This is a genomic window from Planococcus halotolerans (genome assembly GCF_003289955.1).
Classification (GTDB): Bacteria; Bacillota; Bacilli; order Bacillales_A; family Planococcaceae; genus Planococcus; species Planococcus halotolerans.
This window is the reverse complement of sequence record NZ_QLZR01000003.1, coordinates 310,158-331,432: the sequence shown is the minus strand read 5'-3', so window position 1 is coordinate 331,432 and position 21,275 is coordinate 310,158. Positions and strand designations below refer to the sequence as shown.

The 21,275-nt window shown below is 44.6% G+C and carries 23 protein-coding genes and 1 riboswitch; of the genes, 8 read left to right on the top strand and 15 right to left on the bottom strand.

Annotation, left to right across the window (positions count from 1 at the left end; genetic code table 11):
* Positions 1-55: 55 nt before the first annotated feature.
* The 8 genes from DP120_RS10420 to DP120_RS10385 all read right to left on the bottom strand — a co-directional run bounded on the left by DP120_RS10420 (position 56) and on the right by DP120_RS10385 (position 7,507).
* Positions 56-676: a type 1 glutamine amidotransferase family protein gene (locus DP120_RS10420; RefSeq protein ID WP_112223609.1), complete on the bottom strand. Its 621-nt coding sequence runs from the start codon at positions 674-676 to the stop codon at positions 56-58.
* Between the two features lie 64 nt (positions 677-740).
* Positions 741-1,256 (bottom strand): RDD family protein, encoded by a 516-nt coding sequence (locus DP120_RS10415; protein ID WP_112223608.1) that lies wholly within the window; start codon positions 1,254-1,256, stop codon positions 741-743.
* A gap of 120 nt (positions 1,257-1,376) precedes the next feature.
* Complete coding sequence (locus tag DP120_RS10410) at positions 1,377-2,054, bottom strand: protein kinase family protein (RefSeq protein ID WP_112223607.1); 678 nt, start codon at positions 2,052-2,054, stop codon at positions 1,377-1,379.
* Positions 2,055-2,217: 163 nt separating this feature from the next.
* Positions 2,218-4,200: an FtsX-like permease family protein gene (locus DP120_RS10405; protein WP_112223606.1), complete on the bottom strand. Its 1,983-nt coding sequence runs from the start codon at positions 4,198-4,200 to the stop codon at positions 2,218-2,220.
* Positions 4,193-4,960 (bottom strand): ABC transporter ATP-binding protein, encoded by a 768-nt coding sequence (locus tag DP120_RS10400; protein ID WP_112223605.1) that lies wholly within the window; start codon positions 4,958-4,960, stop codon positions 4,193-4,195. The genes DP120_RS10405 and DP120_RS10400 overlap by 8 nt, the downstream gene beginning before the upstream one ends.
* Before the next feature lie 140 nt (positions 4,961-5,100).
* Positions 5,101-6,117, bottom strand: coding sequence for a sensor histidine kinase (locus tag DP120_RS10395; protein WP_205854530.1), 1,017 nt, complete (start codon positions 6,115-6,117; stop codon positions 5,101-5,103).
* Positions 6,110-6,799: a response regulator transcription factor gene (locus DP120_RS10390; RefSeq protein WP_112223604.1), complete on the bottom strand. Its 690-nt coding sequence runs from the start codon at positions 6,797-6,799 to the stop codon at positions 6,110-6,112. Before DP120_RS10390 ends, DP120_RS10395 begins: the two co-directional genes overlap by 8 nt.
* 198 nt (positions 6,800-6,997) lie before the next feature.
* Positions 6,998-7,507 (bottom strand): NUDIX domain-containing protein, encoded by a 510-nt coding sequence (locus DP120_RS10385; RefSeq protein ID WP_165843776.1) that lies wholly within the window; start codon positions 7,505-7,507, stop codon positions 6,998-7,000.
* 115 nt (positions 7,508-7,622) lie between these two features.
* Here DP120_RS10385 and DP120_RS10380 point away from each other — a divergent pair, with 115 nt between their 5' ends.
* Entirely contained in the window at positions 7,623-7,832 is a 210-nt protein-coding gene (locus DP120_RS10380; RefSeq protein WP_084242712.1) for a TM2 domain-containing protein, read from the top strand.
* Positions 7,833-7,886: 54 nt separating this feature from the next.
* On the opposite strand, the gene DP120_RS10375 is transcribed toward DP120_RS10380, so the two are convergent.
* Positions 7,887-8,057: a hypothetical protein gene (locus tag DP120_RS10375; RefSeq protein WP_165843775.1), complete on the bottom strand. Its 171-nt coding sequence runs from the start codon at positions 8,055-8,057 to the stop codon at positions 7,887-7,889.
* A 248-nt stretch (positions 8,058-8,305) separates the two neighbouring features.
* Here DP120_RS10375 and DP120_RS10370 point away from each other — a divergent pair, with 248 nt between their 5' ends.
* The 5 genes from DP120_RS10370 to DP120_RS10350 all read left to right on the top strand — a co-directional run bounded on the left by DP120_RS10370 (position 8,306) and on the right by DP120_RS10350 (position 12,609).
* Positions 8,306-10,231 (top strand): S9 family peptidase, encoded by a 1,926-nt coding sequence (locus DP120_RS10370; RefSeq protein WP_112223601.1) that lies wholly within the window; start codon positions 8,306-8,308, stop codon positions 10,229-10,231.
* A 145-nt stretch (positions 10,232-10,376) separates the two neighbouring features.
* Positions 10,377-10,895: an SRPBCC family protein gene (locus DP120_RS10365; RefSeq protein ID WP_112223600.1), complete on the top strand. Its 519-nt coding sequence runs from the start codon at positions 10,377-10,379 to the stop codon at positions 10,893-10,895.
* Positions 10,892-11,332, top strand: coding sequence for a VOC family protein (locus tag DP120_RS10360; RefSeq protein WP_112223599.1), 441 nt, complete (start codon positions 10,892-10,894; stop codon positions 11,330-11,332). The genes DP120_RS10365 and DP120_RS10360 overlap by 4 nt, the downstream gene beginning before the upstream one ends.
* 173 nt (positions 11,333-11,505) lie before the next feature.
* Positions 11,506-12,012: a G/U mismatch-specific DNA glycosylase gene (mug, locus tag DP120_RS10355; protein ID WP_112223598.1), complete on the top strand. Its 507-nt coding sequence runs from the start codon at positions 11,506-11,508 to the stop codon at positions 12,010-12,012.
* A gap of 114 nt (positions 12,013-12,126) precedes the next feature.
* On the top strand, positions 12,127-12,609 hold the full coding sequence (locus tag DP120_RS10350; RefSeq protein WP_112223597.1) for a DUF2975 domain-containing protein: 483 nt from the start codon (positions 12,127-12,129) through the stop codon (positions 12,607-12,609).
* 256 nt (positions 12,610-12,865) lie between these two features.
* On the opposite strand, the gene lipA is transcribed toward DP120_RS10350, so the two are convergent.
* Together lipA and DP120_RS10340 are read right to left on the bottom strand one after the other, a co-directional pair.
* On the bottom strand, positions 12,866-13,810 hold the full coding sequence (lipA, locus tag DP120_RS10345; protein ID WP_112223596.1) for a lipoyl synthase: 945 nt from the start codon (positions 13,808-13,810) through the stop codon (positions 12,866-12,868).
* 11 nt (positions 13,811-13,821) lie between these two features.
* Positions 13,822-14,646 carry a lipoate--protein ligase family protein gene (locus DP120_RS10340; RefSeq protein ID WP_112223595.1) on the bottom strand — a complete coding sequence of 275 codons (825 nt, stop codon included), beginning with the start codon at positions 14,644-14,646 and terminating at the stop codon, positions 13,822-13,824.
* 81 nt (positions 14,647-14,727) lie between these two features.
* Positions 14,728-14,831, bottom strand: a riboswitch (TPP riboswitch).
* 131 nt (positions 14,832-14,962) lie between these two features.
* Between DP120_RS10340 and DP120_RS10335 the strand changes: the two genes are divergently transcribed.
* The gene (locus DP120_RS10335; RefSeq protein WP_112223594.1) at positions 14,963-15,481 is read left to right on the top strand and encodes a cysteine hydrolase family protein; all 519 of its coding nucleotides are present in this window, start codon (positions 14,963-14,965) and stop codon (positions 15,479-15,481) included.
* Positions 15,482-15,533: 52 nt separating this feature from the next.
* On the opposite strand, the gene DP120_RS10330 is transcribed toward DP120_RS10335, so the two are convergent.
* The 3 genes from DP120_RS10330 to DP120_RS10320 all read right to left on the bottom strand — a co-directional run bounded on the left by DP120_RS10330 (position 15,534) and on the right by DP120_RS10320 (position 18,135).
* Entirely contained in the window at positions 15,534-16,412 is an 879-nt protein-coding gene (locus DP120_RS10330; RefSeq protein WP_112223593.1) for a GNAT family N-acetyltransferase, read from the bottom strand.
* A gap of 78 nt (positions 16,413-16,490) precedes the next feature.
* The gene (locus tag DP120_RS10325) at positions 16,491-17,264 is read right to left on the bottom strand and encodes an SDR family oxidoreductase (RefSeq protein ID WP_112223592.1); all 774 of its coding nucleotides are present in this window, start codon (positions 17,262-17,264) and stop codon (positions 16,491-16,493) included.
* 28 nt (positions 17,265-17,292) lie between these two features.
* Positions 17,293-18,135 carry a DUF4037 domain-containing protein gene (locus DP120_RS10320; RefSeq protein ID WP_112223591.1) on the bottom strand — a complete coding sequence of 281 codons (843 nt, stop codon included), beginning with the start codon at positions 18,133-18,135 and terminating at the stop codon, positions 17,293-17,295.
* 353 nt (positions 18,136-18,488) lie between these two features.
* On the opposite strand from DP120_RS10320, the gene DP120_RS10315 reads away from it, so the two are divergent.
* Complete coding sequence (locus DP120_RS10315) at positions 18,489-20,033, top strand: collagenase (RefSeq protein WP_112223590.1); 1,545 nt, start codon at positions 18,489-18,491, stop codon at positions 20,031-20,033.
* Positions 20,034-20,299: 266 nt separating this feature from the next.
* On the opposite strand, the gene DP120_RS10310 is transcribed toward DP120_RS10315, so the two are convergent.
* Positions 20,300-21,262, bottom strand: a complete 963-nt coding sequence (locus tag DP120_RS10310; RefSeq protein WP_240612004.1) for an Abi family protein — start codon at positions 21,260-21,262, stop codon at positions 20,300-20,302.
* Positions 21,263-21,275: the final 13 nt, after the last annotated feature.

Genomic DNA, 21,275 nt, shown 5'->3' with positions numbered 1-21,275 from the left:
AAACGTCACCGGTTTTCTCCCCGGTGACGTTTTTAAATTTCTGCTTTATGCATTTTCACTGACCGCTTTTCTCTTTCATGAATTCATGATATCCCTTTTTGAAAAAGCTGTACCACTCTTCAATTTCTTCGTCCGGCGCCGCATTTAATGCATAAAGAATCTCCCTGCCGAAGTCCAAGTATGCCGAGCCATTGGCTGTAACAAGCTTTCCGTCCCTTACTGCCTGCTGCTCCAGGTAATTCTGTTCCGCTGTGTAGTTGCCGCCTGCCGCTTCTTTCAATTTCTCCAGTTGGTTGCTCGTATGCTGAGCCGAGTTCAGCTTTCCATTCATCCCCAAAAATACAGTCGCAGCGCAGATGGCTCCCACCACAATATCTTTCTGCTGTGCTCTTTCCACCAATTCAACCACTCTTCGGCTCTCTTCTTTTCTCCATGAATTCCCGCCGATCAATATCAAACCGGCAAAATCTTCCGGAGCGGTATCCACTGAATAATCCGGAAGCACTTTGAATCCTCCTATTGAAGTCACCGGTTCCCCGTCAAGCGACACTGTCTTAACAATGTACTTCTTTTTTTCTCCATGTTCCGGGTCTTCATTCAGTGCAGCTGCTATTGCTGCGGCTTCCCAGTCTGCATATTGCTCCAATATTACAAACAAAACTTCCTGCACTTCCATTTCCCTTCCTCCGTCCATTTTTAGATCCTGACAATCCAATACCGAATGCTGCAACTGTTTCTTTTCATTTGCATACTACTGCTGTTCCACTCAACCTGTCATAGAGCGACCGGTTTTCTTTTGAGAAAATGGCTGTCAGGATATAAATGAAAATCAATAGATAAACCAATGAGCCAATCAACATAAGATACAAGGGGAATTCGCCTTCACTGAGACTGACCAGCCGATAGACGAGAAAATGCGATAATTCCCAAGGCAAGAATTTGAGTATCACTCTGATAGCAGAACGTAAGATACCTATCGGTTGTCCATGTACATTCACAACTTGAATCCCCATTTTCCTTTTTCCATATGTGCCTTTAAACAAAACAGAGTCGCCTATCGCAAAATACAGGGAAACCGGCAAAGTCACCAGAAGAAATCCGGTCAATTGCGCAACCCACACCGAACCGTTGAAATAGCCCTGGATATCAGGCGCTGCAACCATTGTAATCAGCACAACCAAACAGAGATAAAGGAATACCCACAGATAATCCAGTGTGAAAGCTTTTAGCCTGATCCAGATTCCGGCTGAAGGCATCGGGCCACGTCCTTTCTTATCTACTGTATTCGCTTAGCCCCTTTCTCTTTCCTGCACATCTTTGCCGATGAAATAATTCTTCAAGGTATACTCTATTCAAAATATTAAAAGACATTCTCTCTACTTCCTATAATTTAATTGTTCAGAAACAATGCGCATGAATCCATCGAATGTAGCCGAATAGCGATTCCAATGATGGTACCATTTGCGAATCGTTTCAAGCAGCCAGAAAGGCATAGGTGTCCCTTCGATAATCGGATAGTATTCCTCGTAAGTTTTTTTCAGATGTTCCCATCGGAAATCGTTGCCAGGTTTGATATATTCAGAGACATCAATTAGTTTAGCCCGCCCATCCTGCAGTAAAATATTCTTCAAATGGATGTCCCTGGGATTTAAACCGAGTTGCCGGATGTATTCCCTTGCATCTTCAACATCCTGAATCACCTGTTCAGGTATATAAATTCCCTGCAGCAGACAATCAAACAAAGTTGGACCTTCCTCGTATTTCAGGACGAGGAGACGGTCGGCTACTCCATAACAATACGAAAAATATACAGACGAACCGATACGGGCATAAACTTCCGCTTCCGCTTCGAGTTTATCCCGCTTCCCTTCCGCATATATTTTGAAAGCATATTCCGGCGCCGCTCGGGATTGGAATACTGCTGCATCCGTACCAACACCTACACAGCGAAACCCTTCCGCTATGCCTTCAATTAGCACAGGTTCGTTATCAAAACTTGCAGTGACTTTAATTTCTGCCAAGGCGCTAACAGCTGTTTGCCAATTGTGTTCCATGTCATCTCTCCTTAAATCTGAAATGCGTTTCTTTATATTCTCTCTCCAATGTTATACGTCAATCCTCTAAGGAAGTTCCCAGAAATAACGGTTCTATGCAAAGAAAGCTCGTTACAAATAAAAAACCAATCATTGAAAATTTAATTTCAATGATTGGTTTATATTATTTCACAATGCTGTAATAAACTCTTGAAGTTACACGGTAAATCATCCAGTAAATCGCTGCAAAGGCGATAACCACTGCAATGAATGTCAGCAGCCATGTCATATCATTGGTGACGCCGAAAATCATCAGTAACTTCCGCACAATAGGATAGGCAAAGCTGACGTGGATGGTGGCAATCACAATCGGCAACAGGAACATCCAGACAATCTGTGACCGCGTAGACTCTTTAATCATCTCTTCGTCGAGTCCGACTTTCTGCATAATCTGGAATTTTCCGCGGTCATCGAAACCTTCGGATACTTGTTTGAAGTATGTGATCAACAAGGTGCCAAGCGTGAACAGCAATCCCAGGAAAACACCGAGGAACAGGAAGCCTCCATTTACGCTATACCATTCTTCGCGTTGGACATCTCTTGAATTATAAAGCCCGTCGTTTTCTGAACTGAAACTGTACTCACTCCTCAATTGTTCAATAAGAGCTTCCTCCTGCTCTTCCGTTCCTTCCGTGTTCCAGCCGATTTCCGCGTCGATTGTAATATGGGTCGATTCAGGAAATTGTTCCATATAGGCTTCACGGAAATCGAGCAGGTGTGATACATCCGGCACCACTATCGCAATCGATTCTGTTAATGCCATGTCTGCACTGAATTCGTTTTCGATTTCAGTCAGTCTATAGCTTTTATTGCCGATCGCAAGCTCTTCTTTTTCATAGGTTTTAGTTGAATGGTAAAACAAGGCTTCGTCGTCTTCCAATGAATAGTTTTCCCCAGCCATCTCATTAAAATCTTCAAGCGGAATCGCCATCATCAATATGGGCAGAGTTCCATCTGCCGAGCTCTGTTCAAAAACGAAACTGCCGTCTTCAAGCTTACCGAAAAAACTTTCATAGCGGTAACTTTCCATTTCGGTAACTTCCAGTCCCTTTTCTTCCGTTAAGGCAAGAACTTCATCTTGCAGTTCAAAAAATCTGTTATTCATCTCTGCCACGTTATCCATGTCCCCGAACAACTTTATATTATGTTCGTAAGGGTAACGGTTTTCCAGAGTTTCCTCTGAACCCAGATAAATCGTAACTGTCGTGGACACAGCAATAATGACCATAGAAGCCAATATACAGATATTCGCAAGACCGACAGCATTCTGTTTCATCCTGTATAGCATACCTGATATGGAGATAAAAGCGCCTGGACGATAATAGATGCGTTTATTATTTTTCAGCGCTTTCAAGATAAAGATCGAACCTGAAATAAACAATAGATACGTTCCGATAATCACCAGCAGTACAGCAAGGAAGAACTTTTCAATGGCAGCGAGCGGATCCGGGATTGTAATGGATATTCCATATCCCCATCCCAAAAAGATCAGCGACAGGATGAAAAGAATCAGTGAACCCTTCGGCTCTTTTTCCCCTTCCTGTTTGCCTTTCAGTAATTTGATGGGATTGGCGAATGTAAACTGACTGACGTTATACAGGTATGTCAGTCCAAAAATCACCGTGAACAGAGCAATGGTTACGCCCACACTCAGCAGGGATGTCGTATACATAATGTTATTCGGCATCCTCAGCATAAAATTCAGCAGCATGAATACAAGACGTCCGAAAAGCAATCCTGTGAGCAAACCGGCTGCAATACTCAATAGACTGGAAAACAACGATTCAAAAAACAGGATTTTTGCTACATGCTTTTTTTCCAATCCAAGAATTCCGTATAGTCCTATTTCTTTTTTACGCCGTTTGATCAAAAAGCTGTTCGTGTAGAGGATAAATATCACCGAGAATATTCCGATCACCACAACGCCGATCATGAAAAGAGTCGGAAGTGAACTTGAACGCTCCTGCACAAAACGATTGGTCATCAGTGAAACCATCAGGAAAAACATGGCGATGATTGCAGTGGATGATAGAAGAAAAGGAATATACAATTGTTTATTCGACTTGATATTGCGCAGTGCCAAAGATGAGAAAAAACGGTTATTCATCCCGCTCACCCCGGCTTGACAGAACTTTCAGCGAATCGGAAATGCGGTCCATGAATTCATCAGCCGACCCTTCGCCGCGGTAAATTTCGTGATAGACCGAACCGTCACGGATAAACAGGACGCGTTTCGAAAAGCTGGCAGCCCTTGTACTATGGGTCACCATTAAAATCGTTTGGCCTGTTTCGTTGATGCCTCTCAATATTTCCATCAGGTTTTGCGAAGCTTTTGAATCCAATGCACCCGTCGGTTCATCCGCCAGAATGATTTTCGGTTTTGTAATCAATGCCCGCGCTACCGCCACGCGCTGTTTCTGCCCGCCCGATACTTCATAAGGAAACTTATTGATATGCGCTTCAATTCCTAGATTGCGGACAATCGGCATCAAACGGCTTTCCATTTCCTCAATAGGTGTTTTCGACAAAACCAGCGGAAGCAGAATATTATCTTTGATGGTGAAATTATCGAGCAAGTTGAAATCCTGGAATACAAAGCCAAGTGTATTGCGCCGGAACGCTGAAATTTCCTTATCTTTGATCTTTGATAACGGGTTGCCGTCCAAATAGACTTCTCCTGAACTCGCGTCGTCGAGTGTAGAAATGATATTCAACAGAGTTGTTTTTCCGGAACCAGATTCTCCCATGATGGAGACAAATTCTCCTTCTTCCACAGAGAAATTCACCGCTGCGAGTGCTTCGGTCTGCTGGTTTGAAAACCGCGCTGTATATATTTTCTTCAAATTTTTAATTTCCAATAAGGTCATTGCTAACCCCTCCTTGCTATTCATGATACGGGGATTCGAGCGCATCTGCCTGTACCTATCCTTACAAACAGAAACGCAATCTTACGGTTTCGTAAGATTGCACAATTGGCAGCCATTATTCGCAAAATAGTTTGTGTCCGTTAATCAAAAACGGCCAATTCCTTCCTGACCATATTGATTTCTGCTCGTGTACCTTTTTCCAGCTCGGATTTTATAGTAAGTTCATGCCCCAGTCGCCTGCAGATCTTCCTGCTGAGAAACAAACCGAGCCCTGTAGATTTTTCGTGCAGCCGGCCGTTCAAACCGGAATAACCCTTATTGAAAATTTTCGGTAAATCCTCCGGGCGGATTCCAACTCCCGTGTCTTCGATGATGAGCGTCTGTTCTTTTACTGGATCAAGGTAAATGGAAATGGAGCCGCTCGCCGTATATTTCAGACTGTTCGATAATAATTGTTCAATGAGGGTCTGCAGCCACTGTCCGTCGGATAAAACCGTCGTGTTCAGCGGCTGATAATTGAGTTTGATGCCTTTATAGATGAAAAGAATCGAATATTTCTTTACAGCCCTTTTAATAACCGAATCCAGATCCACTTGGGACAAATCCATGTCCGACCCGGTCTCTTCGAGTTTTACGTAATTCAGCGCCATGTGTGTATAGTCTTCCAGGCGCACAATTTCCTGTGAAATTTTCTTGGATTCAGGTGTTGCATTGCTCTGATTCAATAAGCTGATGGCAGAAAGCGGCGTTTTGATCTGATGCAGCCAAAGCGTGAAATAATCGAGCTGATCCGCCTGCCGTTCAGCATGAAGATTGTTCATCTCTCTTATACCCTGCTGCAGCTCCTCTATTTTCTCCAGATACAGCTGGTCCGCCGGATCTGTTCCAGCAGCGATATTCTCATCTTTAATGGAATGGGCTTCTCCCACCTGAATAATTGCTTCGTATCTTTTTCTGTACCTGAAATACTGGGTAACCAGATAAATGAATAAAAAAAACAGGGCCAGTTCCATACTATAGAGATAAAGTGTCAAAGGAAGGCTGCCGAGTACGAAGATGACAGCAAATATCAAAGCCATGCCGATAAAGATGAAAACCTGTTGCCGGACAGACAAAAGAAACAACTTGAATACGCCAGTCTTAGTGTTATCAGCCATTCGCTGATTCCTTGTTCAAGGCGTAGCCGATCCCTTTTTTCGTCAGGATGAAATCAGGCAGGCCGACCCCCGCCAGTTTTTTCCGCAGCCTTGCCATATTGACTGCCAGCGTGTTGTCATCGATAAACGATTCATCTTCCCACAGCTTGACCATCATATCTTCCCTCATGACATATTCACCTTTTTGCATAAACAGCTGCTCCAGGATTTTCAGCTCCGTACGAGTCAAATCCACTTCCTGCTCCGCATAATAAAGCTTGGATTCTCCTGGTTTCAGCACAGTCCGGTTGAAGTTCTGGTAGTTATCGGATTCATTGAAATCATAAGTCCTTCTGAGCAGCGCCTGGATTTTCGCCACTGCCACCGTCAAATCGAAAGGTTTTGGGATAAAATCATCAGCTCCCATCTGAATGCCCATGACAATGTCCATATTTTCACTGCGGGAAGAAATGAAAATGATCGGCACCTGTGAAACTTTGCGGATTTCCTGACACCAATAATAACCATTGTAAGCCGGCAAAGATATGTCCAGTAACACCAGCTGCGGTGCTTCGGCTGCGAAAACTTCCATAACGTGATTGAAATCTTCCACAACAGCCGCTTCCAGATTCCATTTCACCAGCTCTTTTTGTAGCACTTCTGCAATCGTCAAATCATCTTCCACTATTAAAACTTTGACCATCGGTATACCCCGTTTCCCTTTATCGTTTCATCTGTTTCAATCTCTTATGCTCCAGTTTAGCGGATATTCCCATTTCAAACCAGCTGGATTCTTCCAAAGAAAAGGAAGTTACCATGCATTTAGTTTTGTAAAAGCAAAGTCATAAAAAAGAGCATAAAAAAAAGCGCAGCCTTTCATTCTAAGGCATACGCTTTTCTGCTATAAGTTTTCCCTTAACCATTCCAACACGAAATTTTCACGCAGAATGAAAACTCGGGTTTTATTTTCTTTAAAAACCAGATTGTTAGCATCGATCACTTCCTGAATCGGAACCCAGACAGGCTGGTATCCTTCTTCCAGTTCATAACCAATAAGCGACTGGCCAGCCGTTTCTTTATTGTCCAACTCACATAGAAAATGACGGGAAACCATATGGAAATGTGATTCTGGCGATTTATGGTCAAGGCGATGCTCTGAAACGATTCCAAGCTCCTCTTTTATGCCACAATTAATATAACCCGTCTCCTCAGCCACTTCTCTGACTAAAGCTTCTGTGAGGCTCTCCCCTTTTTCCACTCCGCCGCCAGGCAATTTGTAATAGCCCAGCCGGGAACGGACCATCAAAATCTTTTCTTCTTCTATTATAATTGCGCGGACTGCTGTCCGATGAATGATTTTAGTGGATTCTGCAGCTTCACGAATAAAGCTGATTGTTTTATTGAAATGCATTGCATTGTTTCCTCCTGGATGGTGTGAATAAATAAAAAGCGGAAATTTCATTGTTGTGCAGATTAACTTTCAATAATTCGGGAAAACATTCATATATGCAGAAAGGATGATCGGCATGAAAAATAAATTAGCTGCTGCCTTGCTCGCCATTTTCCTGGGAGACTTCGGCGCCCATAAATTTTACTTGGGCAAACCGGGCACCGGGCTAATCTACCTTCTTTTCTTTTGGACAGGAATACCTGCGGTGATTGGTGTTATCGAAGGCATCATCTATCTTCTTTCTTCTGAAGAAGATTTCCAGAGAAAATACAGCAAAAGGTATTAAGAGCAAATTTTTAAGCATGCTTCCTGTAACGACTTGGGAGCATGCTTTTTTGTTTCATGTAGAAAATGGGCCGATAAAGAAGCAGAGAGCCAGGCCGATTAATGCACCAACCTGGAAAGACAATTGACTTTTGAAAATCAGCCTTAATATCATGGCAGGGACAAGCATCCAGAGACCAATCGGCAATATGTAAGTTGTTAAAATCGGCAAGAAACCATCCATCATACTTTCAAACAAAATTGAAGAAAAATCCATTCCCTTCATCTCCCTGTTATTATTCATAAAATATTTAATGAGTCTATTATACTAAACAAGATACAGAGTGTATGCTTTTACTCATATTAATTCCCATTTATTTCACAAACTTTTTCGATTTAATATAAAAGTCTTTTCCAGCCCCTAAATTATCCAACAATTCCAACTCTTCTCCTGTTAAACTAAATATACTCAAGTTGAATAGGAGGCGTTTTCTGATGGAGAGAAAAATAATGCCATACGGCAACTGGAAGTCGCCGATTACCAGTGAATTGATATTGAAGGACACAGTAGCTTTTGAAGGAGTCGTGTACGAAGGGGATGATCTTTATTGGCTGGAGCGTCTTCCTTCCGAAGGCGGCCGCAGTCGGGTTATGAAAATGACATTGGATAATGCTCCGTCCGAACAGACACCCGCTCCCTTTAATGTCCGGACCCGAGTTCATGAATATGGCGGCGCGCCTTTCACAGTCTTTGGGGAACGCCTCTATTTTTCTAATTTTGAAGATAACCTTTTATACATGAAAGCCGGTGAAAACCACCCGAAACCGATTACTGCCGACTCAAATAACCGCTATGCTGATGCAGGAATCGATCGCCTGAATCAGCGCCTTTACTGGATTCGCGAAGACCATACTGAATCCTCGCTCACGCCTGAAACAACCATCGTCGTGATGAATGCTGACGGCAGTGCTGAAAAGATTGTTGTTTCAGGTAATGATTTCTACTCGAATCCACGGGTCAGTCCTGATGCCAAGCATTTGGCTTATGTGACTTGGAATCATCCGCATATGCCGTGGGATGAATCGGAATTATGGGTGGCTGATATCAATGAAGATGGCACGCTATTCAATAACCGGAAATTAACCGGCGGTTCCGGTGTCTCGATTGTCCAACCCTTATGGTCGCCTGAAGGCACACTCTATTTCCTCTCCGACCACACCAATTGGTGGAATTTGATGCGCTGTTACGGCAGCCGAAAAGAAGAAGTCTGTCCAGTCAAAGCAGAATTCGGATCGCATAGTTCAGTGCTGGGGAAATCGGATTATTGCTTTATCGATGAAAACACCATCATCGCTTCCTATTCACAGCATGGCATGAGGCAGCTTGCAAGCGTGGATGTCTGGAATGGACGGCTGAATCCCATAACAAATCGCTTCACTTCATTTTCATCTCTTCAATCCAATGGAAACCGTGTTGCCTTCATCACAGCGTCGCCGACGGAATTTCCGCGGATTGCCCTAATGGATGCGGATTCAAAGAAAATTGAAGACGTGAGAGTCTCCTCAGAAACATCGCTCGATAGTGATTATTTATCGCTGCCGGAAGCGATCGAGTTCCCTACAGCGAACCATAAAACAGCGCATGCACTCTACTATGCGCCGAACAATCCTGACTTTGCCGCTCCTAGAGGTGAAAAACCGCCGTTGCTCGTACATGCGCACGGTGGACCGGTTGGCGCCACTTCTTCAGCGCTCAATCTGGTAAAGCAGTATTGGACAAGCCGCGGATTTGCAGTGGTCGATGTGAATTACGGCGGTTCCACTGGTTATGGGCGTGAATACCGGGAACGCCTGAGGGGCCAGTGGGGCATCGTTGATGTTGAGGATTGCGCAAACGCAGTCCGTTACCTCATCGACAGCGGTGAAGTCGACAGCAGCCGCATCGCCATTGCCGGCGGATCGGCTGGCGGTTATACGACGCTCGCCTCTCTTGTCTTTACGGATATTTATCATGCAGGCGCAAGCCATTTCGGCTTGAGCGAACTGGAAAGTTTTGTTCTCGAAACGCATAAATTCGAGTCCCATTATCTTCATGGACTCATCGCCCCTTATCCAGAAGAAAAGCACGTTTATTACGAACGATCACCGATCAATTTCACCAACCGCCTGTCCTGTCCCGTTATTTTCTTTCAAGGGCTTGATGATAAAGTGGTTCCGCCGAACCAGGCAGTGCCGATGGTTGAGGCGCTCCGCGAAAAAGGGCTGCCGGTCGCTTATCTGGAATTCGAAGGTGAAGGGCATGGTTTCCGAAAAGCGGAGAACATTAAACGCTCCATCGACGGAGAGTTCTATTTCTACAGTCAAATATTTGGATTCGAGCCCGCCGATGACATTGAACCGGTAAAAATCGATAATCTGTAATTAATAATGCGAGTTGAAAAAGAACTGAATTTTCGTTTTATTTTCAATGAATAATAGCTATACTGTAAGTGACAAACCGGTCAATCCTTAAGAAAGGAGGCTGCCGAAAGCGATCGGTCATCTAAGGCAGAAGGAGGATTTTCCAATGTCTACGAAAGGTACCCGAACCCGCACAGAAGGACGCGAACTGATTATGGAACGTATTTTTGAAGCACCGAAAGAGCTTGTATACGAGGCACATGTCAGCCCCGACCGCATTAATCGCTGGTGGGGACCAACCGGGTGGGAAACTCATAGCTACGAAATGGCTGTCGAACCGAATGGTATTTGGCATTATTGCATGCGCTCTTCAGAAGACGGACAGGAATCCTGGGGCAAAGCGACCTATCAGGAGGTGGTTCCCACTGAGCGGCTGGTTTATGAAGATGCATTTGCCGATCAATACGGCAATGAGCTGTCCGGCATGCCGAAAATGCTGGTTCAATTGGATTTTTCTGAAGAAAGCAATCAAACAAAACTAACTTCCCGCACACGCTTCGAATCTGAAGAAGAGTTGCAGAAAATCATCGATATGCAGGCAGTTGAAGGAATGTCGGAAACTTATGACAGACTGGCAGAATATTTGAATGACCTGCAAAAAAACAAGGAAGAAGGTCAATCATGATTACAAAAATATTTCCTTATTTGAATTTTGATGGACAAGGTCAGGAAGCTGCCCACTTCTATACTGACGTTCTAAATGGTGATTTGATTGGGCTGATGACTTACGGCGATGCAAATGGCGACGACATGGAGGGCATACCGGAAGAAGCGAAAGATATGGTCATGAATGCCCAAATTGTTTTGAAGAACGGTGATTATCTGATGATCTCGGATGTGCCGCCCGGTATGGGGATATCTTATCGAAAAGGAAATAATGTATCGCTTACTTTGACGCTCGATGACCAGGAAGAAGCAAGCATCATTTTTGGAAAGCTCGCAGAAGGCGGCATGGTCAGCATGGATTTGCAGGAGACATTCTGGAGTCCTCTTTACGGCAATTTAATCGACCGCTTCGGCATTGAGTGGCAGATATCAGTAGATCCGGAAACAGAAAAGTAATAATAAGTAAAAGCCAGCCTCCTGGATTTCTCCGGGTGGCTGGCTTTCTTTGATCAATTTTTGTATTCGTCCATTTTCTCTTCTTCGAGCTTGTCTACTTGTTCATATACTATTGCTTTGTTCAAATCGGGTATGATAAATACACGCCCAAACAACTAAAGGAGGAGTTCGTATTGCATTTAGAACCGATTCCCGATTACATACAACCCGGTTTGAAGATATTATTTGTCGGCTTCAATCCCAGTATCCGCTCGTCCGAAACTGGATATCATTACGCGAATCCAAATAACCGTTTCTGGAAGATCCTCCATCAGGCAGGAGTGACGCCTCGGAAGTTCCGTCCTGATGAAAACAGCAAGCTGCTGGAGCTCGGCCTCGGCTTGACGAATATCGTAGCCCGCCCGACCAAAGAAGCAGCCGAGATTTCTAAGGAGGAATATCGGATCGGGGCAGAAAAACTGAAGAAAAAGATTCAGCGTTATCAGCCGGCAGCCGTCTGCTTTGTCGGTAAAGGTGTATACCAGCAATACAGCAAAAAGCGAGTGGTCCCATGGGGAGAACAGGTCGAGCCGATCATCCCGGGAATCGCTGAATTTGTTGCGCCATCGTCGAGTGGGCTCGTGCGGATTAAACAGGATGAAATCGTGGATATTTATAAGGGGCTGCAAAAATACCTATAAGTATATGACTAGCTGAACAATAATTAAACATTAAATTAAGATAATTATTTATTGATATTCAATAAATAATGGTGTATTATCTCATTAACAATATTATTTAATGAGGTGCTTATGATGAAACGAAGTTCAACCGCTGTCTTAAAAGCCGCTGTCTTTCTCATCGGTCTTCCCGTGCTCGCAGTGTGCATCTACGGCTTGTCCAGATTCGATCCCAATTCGCCGTACTGGGCTCTGCCGGAACTTGAAAACCTGCAATATCCGCTGTTGATCGGCATGTATATCGGAATGATTCCATTCTTCATTGCGCTGTATCAATCTCTGAAACTCCTTGGGTATATTGATCGCAATCAGGCATTTTCCACCCTTTCGGTAAAGGCAATCCAAAACATCAAGCGTTGTGCAATTGCCATCATCATTGTCTATCTGCTTGAGATGCCTTTCCTTTATATGCTGACTATGGCAGATGACGCGCCGGCAATCGTTATGGGCTTGTTCATCATTTTCGCCTCGCTGGTCGTCGCAGTCTTTGCTGCAGTGCTCCAGAAACTATTGCAGGACGCCATACGGATAAAATCCGAAAACGACTTAACGGTTTAACGGTAAAATTAAGCGGAAAATAGTAAAGGTCACCGAATATGGTGACCTTTACTATAGGTGTTGAATTTTTTCTTCTTTTATGGACGACTAGAGGCTATTCTCTCCTGTTTTTACGAAACAGGGTGGGTTTGTTTGCGGAGAATCGGATTTGTTTGCGCTGAGTGGAATTTATTTGCGCAGCTCAGATTTTATTTGTGCTAAGCACAAAACCAGAGAAAAAAGCCACCGCATATGCGATGGCTTGTCACATTATAACTTAAAAAGATTCCACTTCCAGCTTCTTGCCTTGCGACTCGTAGCCTTTCATGTAATTGATGCGGCGCTGTGCCGAGGTCGCATTGACCTGTTCGTCCGCATGATAGGATGAACGTACCATCGGCCCTGCTTCGCAATGGCTGAAGCCTTTCGACAAAGCAATTTCTTTCAGCTCCGCGAATTCATCCGGATGGTAATAGCGTTCCACATTCAAATGTTTCTTGGTCGGCTGCAGATACTGGCCGATCGCCATGATATCAACATTGTGCGCACGCAGATCATCCATCGTTTCAATGATTTCTTCCTTCGTTTCACCAAGCCCGACCATGATGCTCGATTTCGTCGGTGTGTTCGGCGCAATTTCTTTAACCCGCTCCAGCAATTGCAGAGACCGGTCATACATCGCCCGGGCACGCACCCGCTTCGTCAGGCGTCTGACGGTTTCAATATTATGGTTGAAAATATCCGGCGCACTGTCCATCAACGTGTGGAGACTTTCGTAATCGCCTTTCATATCAGAAGGCAGAATTTCCACTGTCGTTGCCGGCATCCTTCTTCGGATGGCCCGTACCGTCTCCGCAAAAACAGCTGCGCCCCCGTCATTCAGGTCATCCCGGGCAACTGCTGTCACCACGACATGCTTCAAGCCCATAATTTCTACAGATTCCGCTACGCGTTCCGGTTCGCCCAGATCAAGTTCATTCGGCAAACCTGTTTTGACTGCACAGAACCGGCATCCTCTCGTGCAGGTATCTCCAAGAATCATGAAGGTAGCGGTTTTGCGTTCACTCCAGCACTCGTGGATATTCGGGCATCTCGCTTCTTCACACACCGTGTTCAGCTTTTTCTCCCGCATCAATTTCTTGAGCCCGGTAAACGATTCGTTCGTGTTGATTTTCACCTTCAGCCAATCCGGTTTCCGTATATATTCTTCTTGTTTTGACATTTAAACTCCTCCTATTTTTCAGTTGAGTGACTCCAATCAAGATTTTTATACTTCGTTTCCGCTAATTGGCTGATTTCCAGCAACCTCGCCTCCGACAGCATAAGCGGTTCCAATTTAATGCCGAGCCCTTGTTCGAATCCCTTTTTGAAAGCACCCTTCACTCTGTCAAAATCAAACGATTGACCAGTCGCCGCGTTGATGGATATGGCCTTATCTTTGAAAGCATCCCTTGCGCGCTGTTTTATTCCAGGTGAAGGATAACTGAATAAATCGAATAACTTCACGCTGTCAATTTCAATCGGAATCGAACCATGCTGTAATATCATGCCTTTTCTTCTCATTTGGGCACTGCCTGCTGCTTTTTTGCCATCAACCAGCAGTTCGTACCAGGAAGATTTATCGAAGCAGACCGCCGACTCCGTCTTTTCAATCGATGTTTCCGGTATCGCAAATTCTGCGTCGATTCCAAGTTCCCTGAAGCCTTCCAATAAACCTTTTGAAATGACTAGATAAGCTTCCTTTACAGAACGCGGCATGGCCGGATGAGTTTCCGGAACCACTACACTGTATGTCAATTCCTGATCATGCAGCACAGCGCGTCCGCCCGTCTGCCTGCGGACGATTTTCGCTCCGTAGGCTGATGCCTGCTGAAAGTCGATTTTTTTATCGGCATCCTGAAAACGGCCGATTGAAATGCCCGCAGGTGACCAGCCGTAAAATCGGATGGTGGGACCGATTTCCCCTTTGCTTAGCCATTCCAGCATCAACTCATCCAAAGCCATATTGAACGCTGGGCTGTTATGGCCTGAATCGATAAATCCCCATGTTTCTCCCATCGCTTCTCCCCCTTTTTTGCACAAAAAAATACACAGCTTCCATAGAAATGGACAGCAGTGCAGAGTGGTTGCATCACAATAAGTATGCAGTTGCCACTTCCCTCCGCCGGCATAATCCAGATCAGGTTCAAAGGGTCCAAGCAATGCTTGTCTCAGCCCAAAAAGCGGCTCCCCCAGTGCAAAATTTAGTTGTTAACCAAATCCTATCACAAGGTAACAGAAAAACAAACCTCTTTTTTATTGTCATTGTTCAAGAAGGTATTGAAACGCGGCTGTCGAATAAAACAAAAACAGTATATGAAGAGGAGACGGTCCTATGCCGAATACGGCCTTGCTGATCATCGATGCCCAAAACGAAATGTTTGAACCTGCCAACCCCGTCCATGAAAGTGATAAATTGCTGGAGAATTTGCAAACGCTGATCCAAAAAGCGCGTTCAGCAGACGTGCCCGTTATTTATGTGCAGCATAACGATGCAGGTCTTGTGGAAGGCACAGATTTCTGGCAAATTCATAAGGCGATCCAGCCGGAAACAGGAGACGCAATCATCCAGAAAAAATCGCCGGACTCATTCAACGAAACAGCATTGCTGGAGCAGTTGAAAAACCTGGGGATACAGAATCTCGTCATTGCCGGCAACCAGACTGAGTATTGCATAGACGCAACTACTCAAAGCGCCAGCAAACACGGATTCAATGTGACGCTCGCGAAAGATGCCCACGGCACATGGGATTCAGACACGATGAGCGCTGAGCAGATTATCAGCCACCATAATGAGCTGCTGAGCGATTTCGCTGAATTGCGTGAGACCCTAGACATTAAATTTCCGTTATGAATTTTATTGAAGAAGGAAAGCACCTGTTATATCGGCGCTTTCCTTTTTCGTTTTATGAATGAGACGTCATCGGGAATGCAAAATATCGTGGAAAATCGAACAATGCCTGCCGAATAAACAATCTGTCGCTTGCAGTGCTTTTTTCATTAGTATAAATTTCATCATTCTGAAACTCGGGCGTAAAATGAAGATGAATATTTTCCGTCCCTTCCGAAACAATCTTTTGGAGAACGGTATCTACATCAACTGCGCTTTTCGAGATTATGTCATAGACATGGTGCTGACCATCCGTTTCTTCAAAAATCACAATCAGATTCATCTCCTCCACATAATAAAGATAGTCCGGAAATGCCAGCAGGAAGTGGAAACACAGCAGGTGTGAATTGTTTCTTATCCCTAATACTGTAGAGACAGGTACTCTTTTCTCTGCAAAATCCTTTAACAAGGCAAAATCTTTCTCTACGTCGAGTTTTCGGAGAGTATAATCTCCTGCTGACTCCCAAGCAGTCCGCTTCATTGCAAAGCGACTCTCCTCTACTGCATTAAAGCCAAACTTCGGATAAAATTCCAATACGGAATCATTTGCAAAAAGATAGATAAAATCGCATTCTTTTTCATATTTCGCAATGACGATTTCCATCAGCTCAGCAGCCAACCCCTGCTTCCGGTAATCAGGATGAGTCATCACGGTTCCCAATTGAACCGCTTGTACATTTTTGCCTTTGAGAATGAGACTCATCTTATTAACGGATACATTGGCGACAACCCGATCACCGTCAATATAGGAATAACAAATGTAATCCTCATTCCAACACCCTGCTTCGATCCATTTGCTGAAATCAAGCCCGAATACCTGTTTCGAAAGCTCGTTAAAACTATTCCTGTATTTCGCATTCGAACTATAATCAAAAATCAATTGAAAATTTCCCATGGAACTTCCTCCGTTTTCAAACAAGCCATTTGCTTCTTATTATATCCAATGCCCACCCATTTCTGAATGAGTTCCCGACTACCGCACAAACCCGCCTTCCGAATGGATGATCTGACCCGTAATCCATGCGGCATCGTCACTTGCCAGGAATTTCACTAATTTCGCCGCGTCCTTCTGTTCACCTGGACGTCCGAATGGGAACCGCGGCTGCAGTGCATCTTGTATTTCTGGTGTCATCCATCCGCTGTCGGTCGGACCGGGATTCACCGCATTGACGGTGATTCCAAGCGTTGCAACTTCCGCTGACAAAGTGATTGTCAAAGCATCCACCGCTCCTTTAGTCGTGGCGTAAGCCAGTTCTCCCGGCATCGGGCCTTTGGACTGCCCTGACGTGAGGTTGATAATCCGTCCGCCGGATTTTTTTGTAAAGCGCTTGGCAAAACCGATGCTCAGCATAGTCGTGGCACGCACATTCACCCGGTAATGCCGATCCAGTTCTTCGATGGTCAAAGTGGAATAGCCGGTACCCGTAGAATAGGCAGCGTTGTTCACCAATATATCAGCTTGACCGCTCTCGCTTTCCACCTGTTTAAGCAATGATTCCAGTTCTGCCGTTTGTGACAGATCCACTTCCAAAGACGCCACTTTCACGCCGAAACTCTCCAATTCCTCTTTCAACCTGGCCGGTTCGTCCGATTCAATTTTCCAGGGCATGCTATTATCATACGCTGTCCAATAAGTGAAAAAGATATTGCAGCCGTTCTCCGCCAGTTCCTTGCAGATTGCAGCTCCGATGCCGTTCAGGCGACTGGCACCTGTCACGATGGCAAGCTTGCCATTTAATAGGCCCATTCCATTTTCCTCCTCAAATCTTTTTACTTCATCGACTATCGTTTCGCGGCCTCACCCGCCCTGTCTGTATTATTGCCTCAGATAAATCCATGTCAGGGATTTCCTTCCCGATAAGGATGAAAACTTCGCGAATGATTTCTTCCAATATTTTTATCGCGTCCTGCGGATTTCCAAGAAAAACGGATTCCATACGGCCTTCTATGTTTTCCGGTTTAATGGCCATTCCCTCCAGTGAATTCCGCTGCCATTTAAAACCTGGGTGCACAATGTATTGACGATTCAACGCGAATAAAATCGACATGATTTTTGTTTCTGCATCAGCCATTACCCTATGGAGCATCAGCAAGTCTTTCCGGTAAAGCAAAGCTTCCCTATTGCTCCAGCGACTGCCAAAGTTGACGTTTGCTCTAATCACTGCTCTTCTCAGACCATCCGGATAATCATGGCCCCTGCGCTTCATTCCATTGATCAACGATTCACCTGTGAGCGGTGATCCATATTGGATTGCAGCCGCAATGCATTGCGTTTCAGGATTGGTATCAAAAAGCTCGACTGTGTCAGTGATAGACCGCTGGATGGTTGCAGTCAGGAAATTGCTGATTTCGAGCTTTACCCCTTCTGTAATATAAGTTTCGGACCATTCTTCATCTTCATAAGGATGAAAATCAAGGACGGTCCCTTTGGATTTGTTTATGGGTGTTTTTCTTTCTTCATCTGCTGGCGGTTCATTCCAGAAAACCAGTAATTCAATATCCGAATAACGATCCTGCCATCCCCGTGAAACGGATCCGCCAAGCAGCACTCCATCCACTTTCGGATTTTCTGCATATAGTCGCGCAAGCTGCTCAGCCAGTATCTTCAAATCTGCCATTGCTTCTCCTCCATTTCTCAGTTTTATAAATTTTTACCGATAGTATCTTATTCCCTTAACTTTATCACAGCGGTTGATCGACAGAGTCAATTTCTTTGTAAATGAATTCCATTTCACTTTTAACTTAATCATTTTTCAAATAAGGACTATCTTCACATGAAAATTAGATATATTCCAGGACTTTTAAATGTTAATATATAGAAAACTTCTAAGTAGTTTATCGTTAAAAACAACTTGAAAGGTGATACCCGAGGCGAAAAATACAAGTCAAAGCTGAATCCAGCGAAACACTCCTCTTTTTTCAATCGGCAGAATACGACTTCAATCAAATCAGATGGATAGTGGAGGGAAATATGAAAGTATTGCGGAAAGTAGTAATTTTGTCTGTTTTATTTCTTGGATTCAGCATCGGGAGCTATTGGCTCATATTCAGCCAGGGACTTGTTTCAGGCATTCTTATATCGTTCATGCTGCTGGTGCTTTGTGTAGCTGGACTCGCATTCAGCCTTTATGGACTTGAAAGTGGGCAGCTTGAAAAAATATGGCTCAAAAGCCGGATGGAAGTCGCTGCCCTATTAATTTTGACTGTGTACCTAAGTTCGGCGATCGGCCTGTTCGCTGTCGCCAATTCTTTTTTGGAAGCCAAAGAGCTTACAAAGAATTTTTCAGCTGCCGAAAAGACGCAGATGCTGGCTTCGTCTCTTTGGAACAGCAATTCAACTTCCAGCACGATTGGCAGCATCGAGAAAAACGGTGTGGTTTATTCCTTCACTGCTTCAACTAAAAATGAGATTGATAAAATCGATGCGTTCCTGGAAGAGGAAAAAGCACGGATCGCCGATTTCTATGGCAATACAGAAATGGGCGGCTTGACGATTGTCTTCCATGATGATTTTGATACATTATCCAAAGCGTCCGGCTACGAGGAAGCCATGGGCTATTATGATTATTACAGCCAGGAAATCCATTTGGTTCCGGACGATTATTCATGGGATATCATTCTCCTTCATGAATACAGCCATTACCAGAGCCATTTGTATTCACAGAAATATGGCCTGTCCGAGACACGCCTGCCTTTATGGTTTGAAGAAGGGGTTGCTGATTATCTGGCTGGTGAAACAAGCGATTGGTATGTACTTGAAGATGTGGAGGTCACTGATTTCAAATTACTGGACTACGACTATTCATTCCATAATACGTATTCACGCAATTATGATCCATATGTCCAAAGCTTTTTAGCCGTAGAATCGCTGGTCAATGATCACGGCGAAGAGTTATTGCCGACATTTCTTTCTGCCAAGATGCCGAGTGAATTCTACGCCATGCTTGAAGAAGCGACCGGCATGGAACTTGCCGAATTCCAGAAAACTTTCCTTGATAGCATGATTGAAGAAAGTACAGCGGAGCAGGAGAAATACGACGCAGCTTATGAAGCAATGGAAAAAAGGAAATACGAGGAAGCTGCAAAAATCATAGACGAACTGAAGGAAAATGCATCGGAAGAGGATTTAAACCATCTGACCTGGATGCAGACTGATCTTTACTTGATGCAGGATCAATTTGATGAAGCCATCGTTTTCATGCAAGACCGTCTTGAAAACGGAAATTCCGACTATCGCCTTGATGACCTCATGACGCTTGCGGAAATTTATCTGCTTGTCGATCCGGAGGTGTCTTTGGAGTTGGTCAGGGAAGCGGACGTGGTCGCCATGGAAGATGAGAATATGGAATTCGGCTATTATGATATGGAAGCCTATCTTGAAGCTTATGAGCTGATCAACTCCTCATCACCTTATGAGGGATATATGATTTTATTGGAAGAGGAACTGATCTATAACGAAACCATCATCGAGAAAATTGATGAAAAAGTAGCGGAAGAGTTTCCGGAAGCCAGTTGATTGATAAGAAATAAAGCAGGCTCCGCTGATGTGCGGGCCTGCTTTTTAGCGATTTTGCTAGGATGATTTGTGCCGAATGATCATAGAATGCTTATAAGTGATCATAGAATGCTTATAAGTGATCATAGAACTCGCTGAGTGATCATAGAACTCGCTAAGTGATCATAGAACTCGCTGAGTGATCATAGAATCCGATAAGTGATCATAGAACCCCAAAAACCGCTCATAGAATCCTAAATAGTCTCCACTGACCCTAAATCAGCTGCTCAATTCTCCCGAAACCCCGTATCACGCATAACCACGCCATAAGCGCGACCCGGCAGCGCCGCTTTCAGTTCCGCCATCAGCCGTTCCAATTCCGCCGAAAACACTTCGTATTCTTCTTTCGCTAGCACCAGCCTCAAAAGGCTTACCATTGAATAAACCGTCCCTTTGCCGAGGCTTCCCCCCGGCAATCGAAGCATCGCATCGACGTCAATGAGTTCTTCCGGATGCGTCAGCCTGTATCGGTACAGCACTTCTTCATGCGCGGATTTATTGCGGTACGGAAACGCGATGCGCAGCAAGGCGTCCAATTCACTCGCCTTCAAGTGCAGCGGTTCGTATTCCTCGCTGAATTCTTCGGCAAAGTCCTGCGCAATGCGCTCGCGCAGTTCATCATCGATCACGGAATAGAAATTCGTGATTTGCCCTAGCGACAGGAAATTGACGAGCACCCATAACGGCACGTTTCGGTGCTTGTCGAAGAATTCGCGGATAGCCGGGTATTTCACACGGTCGCGTTTCTTATGGCTCTTGATCAAATTATAAAGTGTCGAAATGATGCGGTCCCGCTCATGGTGGCGATCTGTTTCCCCGCTGTAATTAGCCGGTTCCAGGAAAGAGTCCATGTCTTTAAACTTCTCCGAAAAGCGATACGCCACTTTCGACTTGATGTTCTTTTCGAACTTCAGCAATTCATTGAGCATCAGCATCCGCAGTTCCCGGTCGAAACGATATAGCGCGTAAATATGTCCAAACTCCGTTCCCGCCTGATACTGCTCTCGGCCGTATGGATTCAATCGCTCATCCCGTTCCAGAAACGGTTCCTTGTAACCGTCAATCAGCGCATAGTAATTCTCGCGCGATAAGATGCGCCGGGCCGCCGCCTTGTCCGGCACCAGCAGTCCGCGGTTCTGCAATATCGTTATCTGTTCATCATGGGAAGCAAATACTTTCATCGGTTTCATCCTTTGCAAGTGA